Below are 15,359 nucleotides of genomic sequence, written 5' to 3'. Positions count from 1 at the left end.
TTCGCATGCCATGGACCGTTTCGGTCTGTTCTCCGAATGCCTGCTCACCGGCGTGTGGATCGCCGTCGCGGCCCTGCCGCTCCTCACGTTCCCCGCCGCGTTCGCCGCGGGGACACGGCACCTGCGCCGCCATCTGGCCGGTGAGCGCGGCGGCGTGCGGGAGTTCTCCGCCGACGTCCTCGCCGCGGCCCGCGGCGGCTGGCTCGTCGGCGTCTTCGTGTGGGCCGCCGGCGCGCTGCTCCGGCTGGACCTGGCGGCGGTACGGGCCGGACTGCCCGGAGGCCCGCTCGTGGGTGCCGTCGGCATCCTCGCCCTGATCGGCTTCCTGGTCGCCGTGGCACGCGCCGCCGCGTGCTGGGAACCCGGCGCCACCTGGCGTTCGCTCCTGGCCGACGCCGGCCGGCGCACGGTCCTCGACCCGGCCGGCTCGCTCCTGCTGGTCTGCGGAATGGCCGTCGTCGTGCTCTCCGGAGCTCTGGTGCTGCCGTTGGCCGTACCGGTCATCGGGGCCGTCGCGGCCGCCGCCACCGCCGTAGAGGCGCGCCGGCCCGCCCGCTGATCCCCTCGCACCACCTTCTCGCTGTCCCCGATCCGTACGGAGAGAGGCACAACCATGTCCAGGATGCCCCGCAGAACACTCCTGAAGGCAGCAGCTGCGGCCGGCGCGGCCGCACAGCTCAGCTGGTCCCTCGGCTCCACCACCGCCACGGCCGCCCGGAACGCGGACGGCGCCGTCGGCCCCGTCCCGCTCACCTGGCTCGAGCCGGGCGGCCTCGGCGCCGCCCCCGGATCCACCCTCGGCGTGCCCTGGCCCCAGGGGCAGCACGCCAAGGACCAGACCTTCGCACTGGCCACCGAGGACGGCAAGGACGTCCCCGTGCAGACCTGGCCGATCGGCTACTGGCCGGACGGCTCGCTCAAGTGGACCGCGCACGCGGTCGGCCCCGAGGTCACCGCCGAGAAGTTCGTCCTCACCGCCGGGAGCCCCGCCGCCCCGAAGAACAAGGTCACCGCCACACGCTCGGGCGGCCACATCACCGTCTCCACCGGCGTGATCACCGCGAAGCTCGGCACGAGCGGCTCCGCCCTCGTCAGGACCGTCACCCGGGGCTCCACCGAGATCGCCGGCAACGGCCGGCTCGTCCTGCTCCGCCAGAACGAGATCGAGGACGGCGACCAGGGCTACGAGAAGTACGAGCGTTTCGAGAGCGTCATCGACGAGGCCGCGATAGAACAGGACGGTCCCGTCCGCGCCGTCGTCCGCATCGACGGCAAGCACCGCAAGGGCTCCCGCTCCTGGATGCCCTTCTCCGTGCGCTTCTACTTCTACGCGGGCGCCGACTCCTTCCGGATGATGCACACCGTCACCTACGACGGGACCCAGGAACCCGGCAAGGCGAGCGGCGACTTCATCCGCGGCCTCGGCGTCCGCTTCACCGTCCCGATGCGCGACGCCGCCCACGACCGCCACATCCGTATCGGCGGCGACGGCACCGGGCTCCTGCGCGAAGCGGTGAAGGGCGTCACCGGACTGCGCCGCGACCCCGGCGCCGCGGTCCGCGAGGCCCAGTTCGCCGGCCGGAAGCTCCCCGACCCGGCCACCTGGGACCAGCGGGTCACCACGCGGCTCCAGTACATCCCCGAGTGGGGCGACTACACCCTCTCGCAGCTGTCCGCCGACGGCTTCGGACTGCGCAAGCGCACGAAGAAGGGCCACGGCTGGATCCCCGCCGGAGGCGGCAGGCGCGCCTCCGGCTTCGGATACGTCGGCGGGCCCACCGGCGGACTCTCCTTCGGGCTCCGCGACTTCTGGGAGAAACACCCCGCCCAGCTCGACATCCGCGACGCCCACACCGACACGGCCCAGGTCACCCTCTGGCTCTGGTCACCCGAGGCCCGGCCCATGGACCTGCGCTTCTACCACGACGGCATGGACCAGGACACCTACGCCGAGCAGCTCGAAGGCCTCAACATCACCTACGAGGACTACGAACCCGGCTTCGGCACCCCGTACGGCATCGCCAGGACCAGCGAACTCCTCTTCTGGGCCAACGCGTCCACCCCCGCCCCGGAGACACTCGCCCGGCAGGTCGACGCCGTCCGCACACCGCCCCAGCTCGCCGCCCCGCCCAAGCAGCTCGTCAAGGCAAGGGTCTTCGGCGGGCTCTTCGCCGAACCCGACCGGTCCACCGCCGCCAAGTCGAAGATCGAGGACCACCTGGACTTCCTCTTCACGTACTACAAGGACCAGGTGGAGATGCGCCGCTGGTACGGCTTCTGGGACTACGGCGACATCATGCACACCTACGACCCCAGCCGGCACCAGTGGTGCTACGACGTCGGGGGCTACGCCTGGGACAACTCCGAACTCTCGCCCGACCTCTGGCTCTGGTACGCGTACATGCGCTCCGGCCGTGCCGACATCTACCGCTTCGCCGAGGCCATGACCCGGCACACCGGTGAGGTGGACGTCTACCACCTCGGCAGATGGGCCGGGCTCGGTACCCGCCACGGTGTCCAGCACTTCGCCGACAGCGCCAAGCAGCAGCGCATCGCCAACACCACCTACCGCCGCATGTTCTACTTCCTCACCGCGGACGAGCGCGTCGGCGACCTCATGCACGCCAACGTCGACTCCGACGAGACCTTCCTGGCACTCGACCCCATCCGCAAGATCCGGACCGCGCCGTACACCCCGGACCGCCACGCCCTGTCCATCGGCTTCGGCACGGACTGGAGCGGCCTCGTCTCCGCGTGGCTCACCGAGTGGGAGCGCCGCGGACCCAAGTGGGAGAAGGCCCGGGACCGGGTGCTCTCCACCATGGAGACCATCGCCGCGCAGCCCAACGGCTTCGTCCAGGGCGTCGGCCTCTACGACCTCGACACCGGGAGGTTCGCCATCGCCGACAAGCCGGAGGTCGGAGTCTCGCACCTGTCGGCCATGTTCGGCCTCGTCGAACTCAACGCCGAACTCATCGACATGATCGACATGCCGGCCTTCAAGGCCGCCTGGATCGACTACTGCCGCTACTTCAACGCCACCAAGGCCGAACAGGCCGCACGCTACGGAAGCAACTTCGGCACCCTGCTGCTGTTCCAGGGCCACTCACGGCAGGACGCCTACGCGGCCGCCCAGACCGGCGACGTCACCCTCGCTACCCGGGCCTGGAAGCAGTTCTACAGCAGCAACGACGCCTGGGACTACAAGGAGAGCACCGACTGGAGCACCAAGAAGATCGAGGGCCCGACCGGGCTCGTCGAGGGCGGTGAAGCGGCCTGGGTGAGCACCAACTCCACCGCCCTGTACGGACTCGCCGCGATCCAGAACCTCGCGCTCGTCGGCGACAGGATGCCCTAACGCATCCGGCTCAGGGTCTCCCGCACCCGGCGCGCGTCGCGCAGCCGCTGCTCGTACGTGGCGCCGACCGCGAGCAGCAGCAGCCCGGCGAGCGCCGGGAACGCCCACCGGGGGAGCGCGTCGAACACCTGGACCACATGCGGCGCCAGCTCGTGCAGCCCGTCCAGCGCCAGGACCGCACCGCCCAGCACCAACGGGGCCTGAAGCCGGAGACGGGCGCCCACCAGCGTGACCACCAGCGCCGCCGCGCCCAGCAGCAGGGGCCGCAGCCAGCCGGGATCGTTCCACGCCACCATCAGGCTCGGCACCAACGTCATCGACAGGGCCGGGCCGTACGCCACCCAGGAGGACGCGGCCGGGTCCCTGCGGCGCCGCAGATGCCCCACCGCGAACGCGGCCACCGACACGGGCAGGGTGTACGCCTCCGGGTCCGACACCTCCGAGGCCGCCAGCCGCACCCACGCCGCCAGCACGAACAGCGCCCCCGCCAGGTACCCCGCGGCCGGCCGGCGCTCGGGCCGCACCGCGGTCCCCGCGGCCAGTACCCCGCACGACGCCAGCACCAGCGCGAGGAACGGCGCGTCCGTCACCGCGAGCCCCACGGCCACCAGCGCACCGAACGCCCCGGCCACCTCCAGCGACAACGCCACCGCCGCCACCCGCAGCCGGGCCCCGAGCAGCACGGTCACCGCCGGGACGACCAGCACCACCGGAGCAGACTGGTGCGCGCTCCACCCCAGCGACGCCCCGGCCGCCCACGCCATCACGATCGCGCACAGTACCGAGCCGACGGCGAGCACCGACTGCGCCACGACCGCCCTCGACCGCGACGCCGCACCCGCGAACAGCACCAGCAGACCCCCGAACACCGCGTACGTGGCCGGCTCGGCGGCCAGCGCGAGCAGCCCCGCACTCACCGCACCCACGAGCCCGCACACCAGGGCGGTCAGCGAGACGCCACCGGACCCCCGCCGCACGGCGAGCCCCAGCAGCCCCGCCACCAGCAGCAGCTCCACGCCCACCGCCACCCCGTACGGCACATCCGCCACCGCGAGCAGCGCCAGCACCGCACCCCAGGCCAGGACCGGCGCGCCGGCCCCCACGGCGACCCGCCACCCCGGCCGGGGCGACACGAACGTCCCCCGGACCCCCGCCCACCCGAGACGGAGCCCGGCCGACACACCCGCCACCACCACGAGCACCATCGGGGACGCGACCGACGCCGGCCACGACATCGACGGTCCCAGCGCGGCCCGGAACCCCTCCGGCGCACCGGACCACACATCGGTCAGCACGGACACCGGCCCCAGCAGCACCGCGGCCACCACAGGCAGCGCCCACACCAGCGCACCCGCCGTGACCGCGGCGGACGCCCCCAGCACACCCCGGCCCACCGGCCGCGGGACCCGGAGCCGCAGCACCGGCAGCAACGCGATGCCGCACAGCAGATACACCACGACCGACCAGTTCCAGGGCAGCCCCGTACGCAGCACACCACCCACCGCGGCCACCGAGGCCAGACCCGCCACGGCACCCGCGGCCACGGCCCACTCCTTCGGCGCGCGCCACGCCCCGGCCAGGGCCACCGCCGCACCCGCCAGCAGCAGCGCCCCCGGGCCCACGGCCGCGAGCGGACCACCGGCCGACACGGACAGCCCCAGACCGATCAGCAGTGCGAACGCCCCGGTCGCCGACGCCCCGACAGCCGCTGTCACCCGCACCGCGAGCCCCCGGCCCCACAGCGCCACCGCCACATCCGCCGCCGCCGTCACCAGCAGCGCCCACCCGAAGCCCTCCGCGGGCGCACCCGCGGCCCACGCCCCCAGCAGCAGCGGCAACTGGCCCGCCGCCACGGCCGCGGGCAGCGGCAGCCGCAGCCGCCCGAGCCACAGGCCGTACGCCGCCCACACCGACGCGAGCACGGCGGACGCGACGGCCGCGAACCCCAGCCCGTCCGTGTCCGGCGCCGCCACCGCGTGCAGCGCGTACGCGTCCAGCACCGTGAGCACCAAGGCCAGCGCGGCCAGCGCCTCGGCCGTCGAGGACAGCCCCCGGCGCAGCAGCGGAGCGGGCGCCACGAGCGCACCCACCGTCACCGCCGCCAGCACTGCCGAACGCCCCCCGATCCCCATCTCGCCCCAGCTGAACAGGGTGAACGCGATCGCCGCGATCGTCAGCAGCAGACCACCGAGGAGCAGCAGCACGTTCTGCACACCGGACGAGGCGGCGGCGGGCGCGGCGGCCCCGCCCGGCGGTCCCCAGGCGAACGGCCCGGCAGGGGGCCGCGCGGCAGGAGCCGCGACCGGCGGCCGCAGCACGCTCAGCAGCCAGGCACGACGGTTCAGCAGCTGCAGCCTGCGGGCGTCCAGCCGGACCAGTTCTTGGTCGAGGAGCGCCAATTCCTCGGCGGGTGGCGGCACATGTTCCATGTACGGGAGTGTGGCGGCGACCACACGCTCGTACATGCGCTCGGATACTCAGTTCCGGTACTGAGTAGGTCCGGCCCTGTACGGGGGCCGACGTCCGCGCACCGCTCCCGCGCCGCCTCGCCGGGCCCGGACGCCTCGGCTTCCGCGCCCGCCACACGCTCAGGATGCGCGCCGGAGGCCGCGGGCAGGGTTCCCGGCAGTTTGAACGTACCCCGCCGGGCCCTGTATGGTTCAACCCGTTCCCGGGCGATTAGCTCAGTGGGAGAGCGCTTCGTTCACACCGAAGAGGTCACTGGTTCGAACCCAGTATCGCCCACCCGGGAGAGGCCGGTCCGTCAGCATCACCGACGGACCGGCTTTCGCGTACCCGCCCTGGATCAGGCCGCCGCCGGCAGCTCAGGACGCAGCGGCCACGCCGGATCCACCGCTTCCGGCGTACCGCCCTCCTCGAACCACGCCTGCGGACCCCGTGCCTGCGCCGCGTGCCACACCGCCTGCAGCGAGTGCAGCTCCGCCGGACTCAGCCGCTCCAGCCGGGCGGAGAACCGCCGCCCCACCGCGCGCACCAGCTCCAGCGAGGCCGCCGCCTCGGCTGCCGCGTCACGCGTCCCGTCCCGCACCACCCCGTACAGCTCGCAGAGATCCGTCAGTGTGCGAGGGCCACTGCGGCAACGGTCCAGATGCTTGTCCAGGACTCGCGGATCCAGCACGCACAGCGGCGCGTTCACCAGATACGCGGCCAGCGACGACGCCCGGTGGCGCTTCAGCTCCCGGTCCAGCAGCGTCAGATCGAACGGCGCGTTCATCACGACGAGCGGACGCCCCTTCGCGCACTGCTCGGCCAGGGCCCGGGCCATCTCCTCGACGACCGGCGCGGGCCACCGGCCGTTGCGCTGCAGATGGTCGTCGGTCAGACCGTGGATCTCGGTGGCCCCGACGGGCACGGGAATCCCCGGACTGACCAGCCAGCGGGTGACGCGGGGCCGTCCGCCCGCGGTGTCCTGGACGACGAGAGCCGCCGAAACGATCCGGTCCTCCTCGACATCCACGCCTGTTGTCTCGGTGTGAAAAGCGGCCAGTGGCCCCTCGAACCAGTGCATCATCCCTGAACTCCTCGCACCAGCTTGGCAGATGGCGGTACCCTCTGCCCGATTCGGTGATACCCGCGCCCTTTGCCTGATACGCCGTTTGCGGCCTCCCTCCTGGAGTGAACGACGGAGTCGGCGGGAAACGAGGCCGGCCGGCCCGTCGGCGGACACCGGGCCACCGAGGCGTTCGGCAGCGCCGTCGCCGCCTGGGGCCGGCCGCGAGAGGACCGAGGCGTTCGTCGCCCCGGGCCGGGGACCGGAAGGCACCAGGACCACGCCGGACCGGGGCGCTCCCGCCGGAACCCCCGAGGCCCGCCCCGCACGGCCCGAACCCGCCGGATCCGCTCCCGGCGACCCGCCCGTCCCGCGCCTGGCAGGGGTGCGCCACCTCGAAGACGAGCCCGCCGTCCCGGTACGGGCCCGCACGTACGGACGGAGCCGGACGAGGAGGCGTACCGGACCGCGGGCCACGTCCGCCTCGCCGGTCTGTCGCCGGGGGCGGAGGGCCGGCTGGAGAACAGCAGCGGCCCGAGGCGTCCCGCCGGCGCCTCGGAGCCGGCGCCCGTCCGGGTCGGCGAGGCGGAGCGGCACCGGCTCATGGAGCCGCTCCCGCAGAACGTGGGCGCCTTCGAGGAGGCCCGCGCGGGGGCGAGGGGTGGCCCCCCGCGGTATCCCTTTCGCGTCCGGGGCCTCCGGCTCGGTACGATTCCTCTTGCGCGCGCAGAGGAAAGCGACGCACCCCCTCAGTCAGGAGAGACCGGTGTCAGACGTCCGTGTGATCATCCAACGCGATTCCGAGCGGGAAGAGCGCGTGGTGACGACGGGCACGACGGCCGGCGAGCTCTTCCCCGGACAGCGCACCGTCGTCGCCGCACGGGTCGAGGGCGAGCTGCGGGACCTCGCGTACGAGCTCAAGGACGGCGAAGTCGTCGAGCCGGTCGAGATCTCCTCCGAGGACGGGCTCAACATCCTGCGGCACTCCACCGCGCATGTGATGGCCCAGGCCGTGCAGGAGCTGCACCCCGACGCCAAGCTGGGCATCGGCCCGCCGGTCAAGGACGGTTTCTACTACGACTTCGACGTCGAGAAGCCGTTCACGCCCGAGGACCTCAAGGCCATCGAGAAGAAGATGCAGGAGATCCAGAAGCGCGGGCAGCGGTTCTCGCGCCGGGTCGTCACCGACGACGCGGCCCGCGAGGAGCTCGCGGACGAGCCGTACAAGCTGGAACTCATCGGCATCAAGGGCTCCGACTCCGTCGCGAGCGCCGGCGACGGCGCGGACGTCGAGGTGGGCGGCGGCGAGCTGACCATCTACGACAACCTGGACGCCAAGACCGGCGAGCTGTGCTGGAAGGACCTCTGCCGGGGCCCGCACCTTCCCACCACCCGCTTCATCCCCGCGTTCAAGCTGATGCGGAACGCGGCGGCGTACTGGCGGGGCAGCGAGAAGAACCCGATGCTCCAGCGCATCTACGGCACCGCCTGGCCCACCAAGGACGAGCTCAAGGCGCACCTGGAGTTCCTGGAGGAGGCCGCCAAGCGCGACCACCGCAAGCTCGGCAACGAGCTGGACCTCTTCTCCTTCCCCGACGAGATCGGCCCCGGCCTCGCCGTCTTCCACCCCAAGGGCGGCGTCATCCGCCGTGCCATGGAGGACTACTCGCGGCGCCGCCACGAGGAGGAGGGCTACGAGTTCGTCTACAGCCCGCACGCCACCAAGGGCAAGCTGTTCGAGAAGTCCGGCCACCTGGACTGGTACGCCGACGGCATGTACCCGCCCATGCAGCTCGACGACGGGGTGGACTACTACCTCAAGCCGATGAACTGCCCGATGCACAACCTGATCTTCGACGCGCGTGGCCGCTCGTACCGTGAACTGCCGCTGCGCCTCTTCGAGTTCGGCACGGTGTACCGGTACGAGAAGTCGGGTGTCGTCCACGGGCTGACCCGCTCGCGCGGCTTCACGCAGGACGACGCGCACATCTACTGCACCAAGGAGCAGATGGCCGAGGAGCTCGACAGGACGCTCACCTTCGTCCTGAACCTGCTCCGCGACTACGGTCTGACCGACTTCTACCTGGAGCTGTCCACCAAGGACCCGGAGAAGTTCGTCGGCTCGGACGAGGTCTGGGAAGAGGCCACCGAGACGCTGCGCCACGTAGCCGAGAAGCAGGGCCTGCCGCTGGTCCCGGACCCGGGCGGCGCCGCGTTCTACGGCCCGAAGATCTCGGTGCAGTGCAAGGACGCCATCGGCCGTACCTGGCAGATGTCGACCGTGCAGCTCGACTTCAACCTCCCGGAGCGCTTCGACCTGGAGTACACCGGTCCGGACGGCACCAAGCAGCGCCCGGTCATGATCCACCGCGCGCTGTTCGGCTCCATCGAGCGCTTCTTCGCGGTGCTCCTCGAGCACTACGCGGGCGCGTTCCCGGTGTGGCTGGCCCCGGTCCAGGCGATCGGTATCCCGATCGGCGACACCCACATCCCGTACCTCCAGGAGTTCGCCGCCAAGGCGCGCAAGCAGGGGCTGCGGGTCGATGTGGACGCCTCCTCGGACCGGATGCAGAAGAAGATCCGCAACCAGCAGAAGCAGAAGGTGCCCTTCATGATCATCGCGGGTGACGAGGACATGGCCAACGGTGCCGTCTCCTTCCGCTACCGCGACGGTTCGCAGGAGAACGGCGTCCCGGTCGACGAGGCCATCGCCAAGATCGCGAAGGCCGTCGAGGACCGCGTCCAGGTCTGACCCGCAGGAAGGAGGAGGTCCCCGGAGAGCTACCCGCTCCCCGGGGGCCTCCTCTCGTCCTCCCGGGCGAACACCTGCACCAGCCACGAGGAGAACGACCCCGTCACCGCCCCCAGCAGGGCGAGGCCGCACACCATCAGCAGCGCCGCGATCACCCGCCCCGCCGGCGTGACCGGTACGGCATCCCCGTACCCCACCGTCGTGAGCGTCGCGCACGCCCACCACGCCGCGTCGCCGAACGTGCGGATCGAGGTGCCGGGCGCCCCGTTCTCCTGCTGGTACACCGCGAGCGCGGCGCAGAAGCCGAGGAGCAGGGCCGAGAGGCCCGCGTACGACATCACCCGGGCGTACAGGCTCAGCCGTGGCCGTTCCTGGCGCTTCTGGACCGCCGCGTAGACCTGCACCACGCGCAGCGGGCGCAGCAGGGGGAGCACGAGGACGACCGTGTCCAGCCAGTGGGTGCGCACGAAGCGTCCGCCCAGACCGCTCAGGCGGAGCCGTACGCAGTAGTCCACGACGAAGACCGACCAGGTGCCCGCGACGAGGCCGAGGGCGACGTCCCGCCAGGGCTCGGTGTCGTGGGCGGCGAGGACGCGGACCGCGTAGCCGAGGATGAAGAGCAGCGACGCCGCGAGGAGCGGTACTTCCGTGCGCTGCTCCCATCGCGTGAGCCGGAGGGGTACGGGATCGGTGGGGCGGTCGCTCATGGCGTCAGCATCGCGGTGTGCCGCCGGGTGAGGACCCGGCGACACGCGCGGCGGGAGCGAAGCAATATGCTGACGGACATGACGAGTGAGCCGGAGCAGCAGATCGGAGTGGGGACGCCCGACGCGTTCCAGCGCCTGTGGACACCTCACCGGATGGCCTACATCCAGGGTGAGAACAAGCCGAGCGGCCCGGAGTCCGGGGACGGCTGTCCGTTCTGCGTGATTCCCTCGAAGTCGGACGAGGACGGGCTCGTCGTCGCGCGTGGCCGGAAGGTCTACGCGGTGCTGAATCTGTATCCGTACAACGGCGGGCACCTGATGGTGGTGCCGTACCGGCACGTCGCCGACTACACGGAGCTGGACGGTCCGGAGACGGCCGAGCTGGCCGATCTCACGAAGCGGGCGATGGTCGCGCTGCGTGCTGCCTCCGGGGCGCACGGTTTCAACATCGGGATGAACCAGGGCGCCGACGCCGGCGCGGGGATCGCCGCCCACCTGCACCAGCACGTGGTGCCGCGCTGGGGCGGGGACACGAACTTCATGCCGGTGGTCGGGCACACGAAGGTGCTGCCGCAGTTGCTGGGGGACACCCGGGCGATGCTGGCCGACGCGTGGCCGGCGGAGTCGCCGGCCGTCTGAGCGGATCATCGCGGCGGGTGGGCGGCCCTGGACGGGGCGGCCCACCCGCTGTGTCATGCGTCGTAGACGTCGGCCTTCTTCGGTGCGGCGTCCTGGACCATGCCGCTGAGGGCCATGGAGCGGCTGTTGAAGCGTTCGGTGTCGACGCCGTGGTCCTCCAGGACCCGCATGGCCGCGGAGTGCACCACGCGCAGGACGGGGGTGGCCGCCCGCATGGCGTCGTCGGCCATGAAGCGGTGGCCCCAGGGCTTGGCGGCCCAGGCGTGGCGCAGTCCGAAGGGTTCGGGCAGGACGATCTTGCCGCCGAAGTAGTCCAGCAGCGGCGGGTACCAGGTGAGGGGCGCGCGCAGCGAGAGCCTGACGACCTCGTTCGCCTTGACGAGGGGGAGTGTGATGGTGCGGGTCTCCCAGAAGCGGACGGACTTCTTCACGGTCTTCGTCTCGGCGGCGGGCTTGGACAGGAAGAGCGAGTGGACGGGGCCGAGCGCGTGTCCGGTGACCTCGACGCGCAGGGTCTCGTGGAGCACCGTGACGGTGATCAGCATGGTGATGACCAGCTGGCCGTCCCAGAGGGTGAACTGGACGCCGAGGTAGTGCCGGTCACCGCTGCTGAACTGCTGGTGGTTGCAGATGCGCTGTATCTCGTGGGGCTTGATCTGGAAGGTCGCCACGTCCTCGCCGGAGGGGCGGGAGACCGAGTCCGCGTTCTCCCCGACGGGTGAGACGATCCAGTGCTTGACGGAGGGGGTGGGGAAGCCGCCGGTGTTCAGGGGGCCGCGTTCCAGCATCTTCAGCTGGTCGTGGATGGCACGCACCACGTCCCAGCTGCGGAACTGGTGGATCTCCTTGGTGGGGTCCTTGGGCACCAGTTCCTCGGCGAGCTGCCAGCTGCCCCAGCGGGTGCCCATGCCGAGGACGCCCTTGGCGCCCGCGTAGAAGACCGAGTTCGACTGCTGTTCGGCGGAGAGCTTCTCCAGGCCCTGGCGCAGGGCCTCGCGGGCGGTCTCGTTGGGGTTCTTCGGGACGGCCTCGGGGATCTTGGCGCTGACGCCGCTGCCGGAGAGGAGACCTTCCCAGCGGGCCCGCATGTCCTTGGCGGAAGCCTCCGCGACGCGTTTGGCGAGCACCCATCCGATCAGCGGGGCCACGACCATGGCGCGCAGGTACAGGGCCAGGAATCCGGTGAGGGGCATGGTGATCAGGAAGAAGGCGGCGACGCCGCCGACGGCCACGAGCAGGACCCCGCCCAGGGCCTGGAAGGCCTTGTCCGTGGAATTGTTGAGGAAGTCACGCAGCCGGAACGCCAGGACCCAGAGGATGAGCCCGGGCAGGAACAGAATGCCGAACACCGCGGTGATCATGGTCAGCTTGCTGTCGCGCGCCTTGCGGAGCCGGGTCGCGGAGAGGCAGTGCTCGACGACGGTCTGCGGGTCGCTGCCGAAGGACTGGATGAGGGCGCCGCGGCCGCCGCCGAGCGTGCGTTCCTGGACGGCGCGGGAGAACGCCTCGCCGAGATTCGGCTTGAAATAGTCGGACTTGAAGAGCTTGGAGCTGCCCGGCTTCACTTCCGACTTGTGCCACTCACTGTTGGCCTTGAGGATCTCCGCCACGTCGCTGTCCCGGTACGCGGCGGAGGCGAGGGCGTTGGTCGCCACCGCCTGCCCGCCGGAACCCTGGAGCGGGATCTGCGCTCCAGGAGAGAAATCGAATCCGTCGTTGGCCACTGTCGCCCCCACTCGCCCGCACGGTCTGCTCCTGCGGCTGTTCCCAACTACCGTACGTCGCACACCTTCTGAGCTGGGGCCACAGCTTATCGTCCGCAGCGCGGCGCCGCCCGCCGTCGGGCTCCCGGGCGGGCGGCGGGTGTCAAATCCGGACAACTAGGTTCCGTTCGTGTGGTTTTCCTCCGCTTCGCGCAGGCGGTCGGCGAGCTGGGGAGGCATGGGTTCGTGCCGGGCGTACGCCCGGTCGAACCGTCCGGTGCCGTGCGTCAGGGAGCGCAGATCGACGGTGTACCTGCCGATCTCCATCTCGGGTACCTCGGCGTGTATGCGTGTGCGATCCCCGGATTCCTGCTCGGTGCCGACCACCCGGCCGCGGCGCCCCGCGAGATCGCTCATCACGGCACCCACGTAGTCGTCCGGCACCAGCACACGGATCTCGGCCACCGGTTCGAGCAGCTGGACGCGGGTGTCGGCGGCGGCCTCGCGCAGGGCGAGTGCGCCGGCGGTCTGGAAGGCGGCGTCGGAGGAGTCCACCGAGTGCGACTTCCCGTCGAGCAGGGTGACCCGCACGTCGACGAGCGGGTGGCCGGCCGCGACGCCCCGGGCCGCCTGGGCGCGTACGCCCTTCTCGACGGAGGGGACGAACTGCCGGGGCACCGATCCGCCGACCACCTTGTCGACGAATTCGATGCCCGTGCCGGACGGCAGGGGCTCGACCTCGATCTCGCAGATGGCGTACTGGCCGTGGCCGCCCGACTGCTTGACGTGCCGGCCACGCCCCACGGTCCGGGAGGCGAACGTCTCGCGGAGGGGGACGAGGTGGGGCACGGCGTCGACCTGGACGCCGTACCGGTTGCGCAGCCGCTCCAGCGCGACGTCGGTGTGTGCCTCGCCCATGCACCACAGGACGACCTGGTGGGTGTCCGGGTTCTGTTCCAGCCGCATGGTGGGGTCCTCGGCGGCCAGCCGCGCCAGGCCGTGGGAGAGCTTGTCCTCGTCGGCCTTGCTGTGGGCGCGCACCGCCAGGGGCAGCAGCGGATCGGGCATGGTCCAGGGCTCCATCAGCAGCGGGTCACCGGCGGGGGAGAGGGTGTCCCCGGTCTCGGCTGCGCCCAGCCTCGACACGCAGGCCAGGTCTCCGGCGACGCATGCGTCCACGGGGCGCTGCCGCCCGCCGAAGGGGGAGGAGAGCGCTCCGACGCGCACGTCGGCGTCGTGGAAGGGGCGTGCCGGGTGTCCGGGGTCGGCGAGGCCGTGGCCGCGGACGTGCACGGTGTCCTCGGGGTGCAGGGTGCCGGAGAAGACGCGGACCAGGCAGACCCGCCCGACGTAGGGGTCGGACGACGTCTTCACGACCTCGGCGACCAGCGGGGCCTTCGGGTCGCAGACCGGGGCGGGGCGCGGGGAGCCGTCGGGGGTGGTGACGTCGGGGAGGGTGCGCTCCAGGGGAGAGGGGAAGCCGCGGGTGACGAGGTCCAGGAGTTCGACGGTGCCGACACCCTGGCGGGCGCCGTCGGGGGCGGGTGCGGCGGTGAGCACGGGATGGAAGGAGCCGCGTGCGACGGCGCGCTCCAGGTCCTCGACGAGGGTCCCGACGGCGATGTCGCCGCCGCCGAGGTAGCGGTCCATCAGGGTCTCGTCCTCGCTCTCGGCGATGATCCCCTCGATGAGCCGGTCGCGGGCCTCCAGGAGTGGGGCCCGCCGGTCGCCGACGGGCGGGTGCTCGGTCCGTTCCCCGGAGGAGTAGTCGGAGATCCGCCCCGTGAGGAGGCCGGCGAGACCGGTGAGCCGGGCGTGCCCGTCCGGGCCCTCGGGGCCCCGCACCGGCAGGTGGAGGGGGAGCACGGCGTCCGGGTCGTCGCCCCCGAAGATCCGGCCGCAGACCCTGGTCATCTCGTCGAAGGACGTGCGCGCGGTGTCCAGATGCGTCACGACCACGGCGCGTGGCATCCCCACGGCCGCGCACTCCTCCCACACGGGGCGGGCGGTGACCGCCACGGCGTCGGCCTCCTGGGCGGCCGAGACGACGAAGAGGGCCGCGTCCGCCGCCCGCAGACCGGCCCTGAGTTCCCCGACGAAGTCGGCGTAGCCGGGGGTGTCCAGCAGATTGATCTTGTAGCCGCCCCATTCGACGGGTACGAGGGAGAGCTGTACGGAGCGCTGCCGCCGCTGCTCGATCTCGTCGTGGTCGGAGACGGTCCCGCCGTCCTCGACCCGGCCGGCCCTGTTGAGTGCCCCGGCCGTCAGTGCGAGGGCCTCGACCAGGGTGGTCTTGCCGGAGCCGCTGGGGCCGACCAGCACCACGTTCCGTACGGAAGCGGGCCCGTCGGCCGTCGTCGCCCTGCCGGCGGCCCCGGTGTGTGCGTGTGTCCTGTCGCCCATGATGCGTGCCTCCCGGTGGGTGGCGCGGTGCCGGACGGACACCGGCGCGGTGGGGGAGAAAGGTGTACGGGCGACGGGGAGCCGCCCCGGCGGCTCCGGCGACGCCCGCGGTCATTCGAGCTTTCCACCGACGCCCGGTGCCGTCCACACGTGGTGTACGGCCGGGCATGACTTCCGGGACATCCGCCGGGACGGGGGTGCCCGCCGTGGGAGCGTCCGGCTCGTGACTACGATGGGCCAGCCGGTGACCGACGGGGTCGCGCGGCCCGCCGAACCTCGGGAAGGC

Annotated in this window: 9 protein-coding genes, 1 tRNA gene and 1 pseudogene; 6 read left to right on the top strand and 5 right to left on the bottom strand. The window is 72.0% G+C overall.

The features are described 5' to 3' along the window. Nucleotides 1–10: 10 nt before the first annotated feature. Both AB0F38_RS17160 and AB0F38_RS17155 read left to right on the top strand, forming a co-directional pair. The gene (locus AB0F38_RS17160) at nt 11–559 is read left to right on the top strand and encodes a hypothetical protein (protein WP_361893630.1); all 549 of its coding nucleotides are present in this window, start codon (nt 11–13) and stop codon (nt 557–559) included. Nucleotides 560–613: 54 nt separating this feature from the next. Then, nucleotides 614–3,358: a Tat pathway signal sequence domain protein gene (locus AB0F38_RS17155; RefSeq protein ID WP_361893264.1), complete on the top strand. Its 2,745-nt coding sequence runs from the start codon at nt 614–616 to the stop codon at nt 3,356–3,358. Here AB0F38_RS17155 and AB0F38_RS17150 read toward each other — a convergent pair. After that, complete coding sequence (locus tag AB0F38_RS17150; protein ID WP_361893627.1) at nt 3,355–5,787, bottom strand: hypothetical protein; 2,433 nt, start codon at nt 5,785–5,787, stop codon at nt 3,355–3,357. The genes AB0F38_RS17155 and AB0F38_RS17150 overlap by 4 nt on opposite strands. A gap of 89 nt (nt 5,788–5,876) precedes the next feature. Between AB0F38_RS17150 and AB0F38_RS17145 the strand changes: the two are divergent. After that, a pseudogene (locus tag AB0F38_RS17145) lies at nt 5,877–6,041 on the top strand (polyketide cyclase); the annotation flags it as partial. Next, a tRNA-Val gene (locus AB0F38_RS17140) sits at nt 6,032–6,103 on the top strand. The pseudogene AB0F38_RS17145 and the gene AB0F38_RS17140, both read left to right, overlap by 10 nt. A gap of 61 nt (nt 6,104–6,164) precedes the next feature. Here the strand turns inward: AB0F38_RS17140 and AB0F38_RS17135 are convergent. Next, on the bottom strand, nt 6,165–6,890 hold the full coding sequence (locus AB0F38_RS17135; RefSeq protein ID WP_361893262.1) for a 3'-5' exonuclease: 726 nt from the start codon (nt 6,888–6,890) through the stop codon (nt 6,165–6,167). A gap of 745 nt (nt 6,891–7,635) precedes the next feature. Between AB0F38_RS17135 and thrS the strand changes: the two genes are divergently transcribed. Next, nucleotides 7,636–9,621: a threonine--tRNA ligase gene (thrS, locus tag AB0F38_RS17130; RefSeq protein ID WP_361893259.1), complete on the top strand. Its 1,986-nt coding sequence runs from the start codon at nt 7,636–7,638 to the stop codon at nt 9,619–9,621. A 29-nt stretch (nt 9,622–9,650) separates the two neighbouring features. Here thrS and AB0F38_RS17125 read toward each other — a convergent pair whose 3' ends face one another. Further along, nucleotides 9,651–10,328: a potassium channel family protein gene (locus AB0F38_RS17125; RefSeq protein ID WP_361893256.1), complete on the bottom strand. Its 678-nt coding sequence runs from the start codon at nt 10,326–10,328 to the stop codon at nt 9,651–9,653. A gap of 66 nt (nt 10,329–10,394) precedes the next feature. On the opposite strand from AB0F38_RS17125, the gene AB0F38_RS17120 reads away from it, so the two are divergent. Next, on the top strand, nt 10,395–10,967 hold the full coding sequence (locus AB0F38_RS17120; RefSeq protein ID WP_361893253.1) for an HIT domain-containing protein: 573 nt from the start codon (nt 10,395–10,397) through the stop codon (nt 10,965–10,967). A gap of 53 nt (nt 10,968–11,020) precedes the next feature. Here the strand turns inward: AB0F38_RS17120 and AB0F38_RS17115 are convergent, their stop codons facing one another. Together AB0F38_RS17115 and AB0F38_RS17110 are read right to left on the bottom strand one after the other, a co-directional pair. Continuing rightward, nucleotides 11,021–12,691 (bottom strand): hypothetical protein, encoded by a 1,671-nt coding sequence (locus tag AB0F38_RS17115; protein ID WP_361893624.1) that lies wholly within the window; start codon nt 12,689–12,691, stop codon nt 11,021–11,023. A 156-nt stretch (nt 12,692–12,847) separates the two neighbouring features. After that, nucleotides 12,848–15,073: an elongation factor G-like protein EF-G2 gene (locus tag AB0F38_RS17110; RefSeq protein WP_361893250.1), complete on the bottom strand. Its 2,226-nt coding sequence runs from the start codon at nt 15,071–15,073 to the stop codon at nt 12,848–12,850. Nucleotides 15,074–15,359 lie beyond the last annotated feature (286 nt).

It is taken from the genome of Streptomyces sp. NPDC025273 (genome assembly GCF_040638585.1).
GTDB lineage: Bacteria > Actinomycetota > Actinomycetes > Streptomycetales > Streptomycetaceae > Streptomyces > Streptomyces cinereorectus.
The sequence above is the reverse complement of the archived record's forward strand: the minus strand, read 5'-3'. Positions and strand labels throughout refer to the sequence as shown.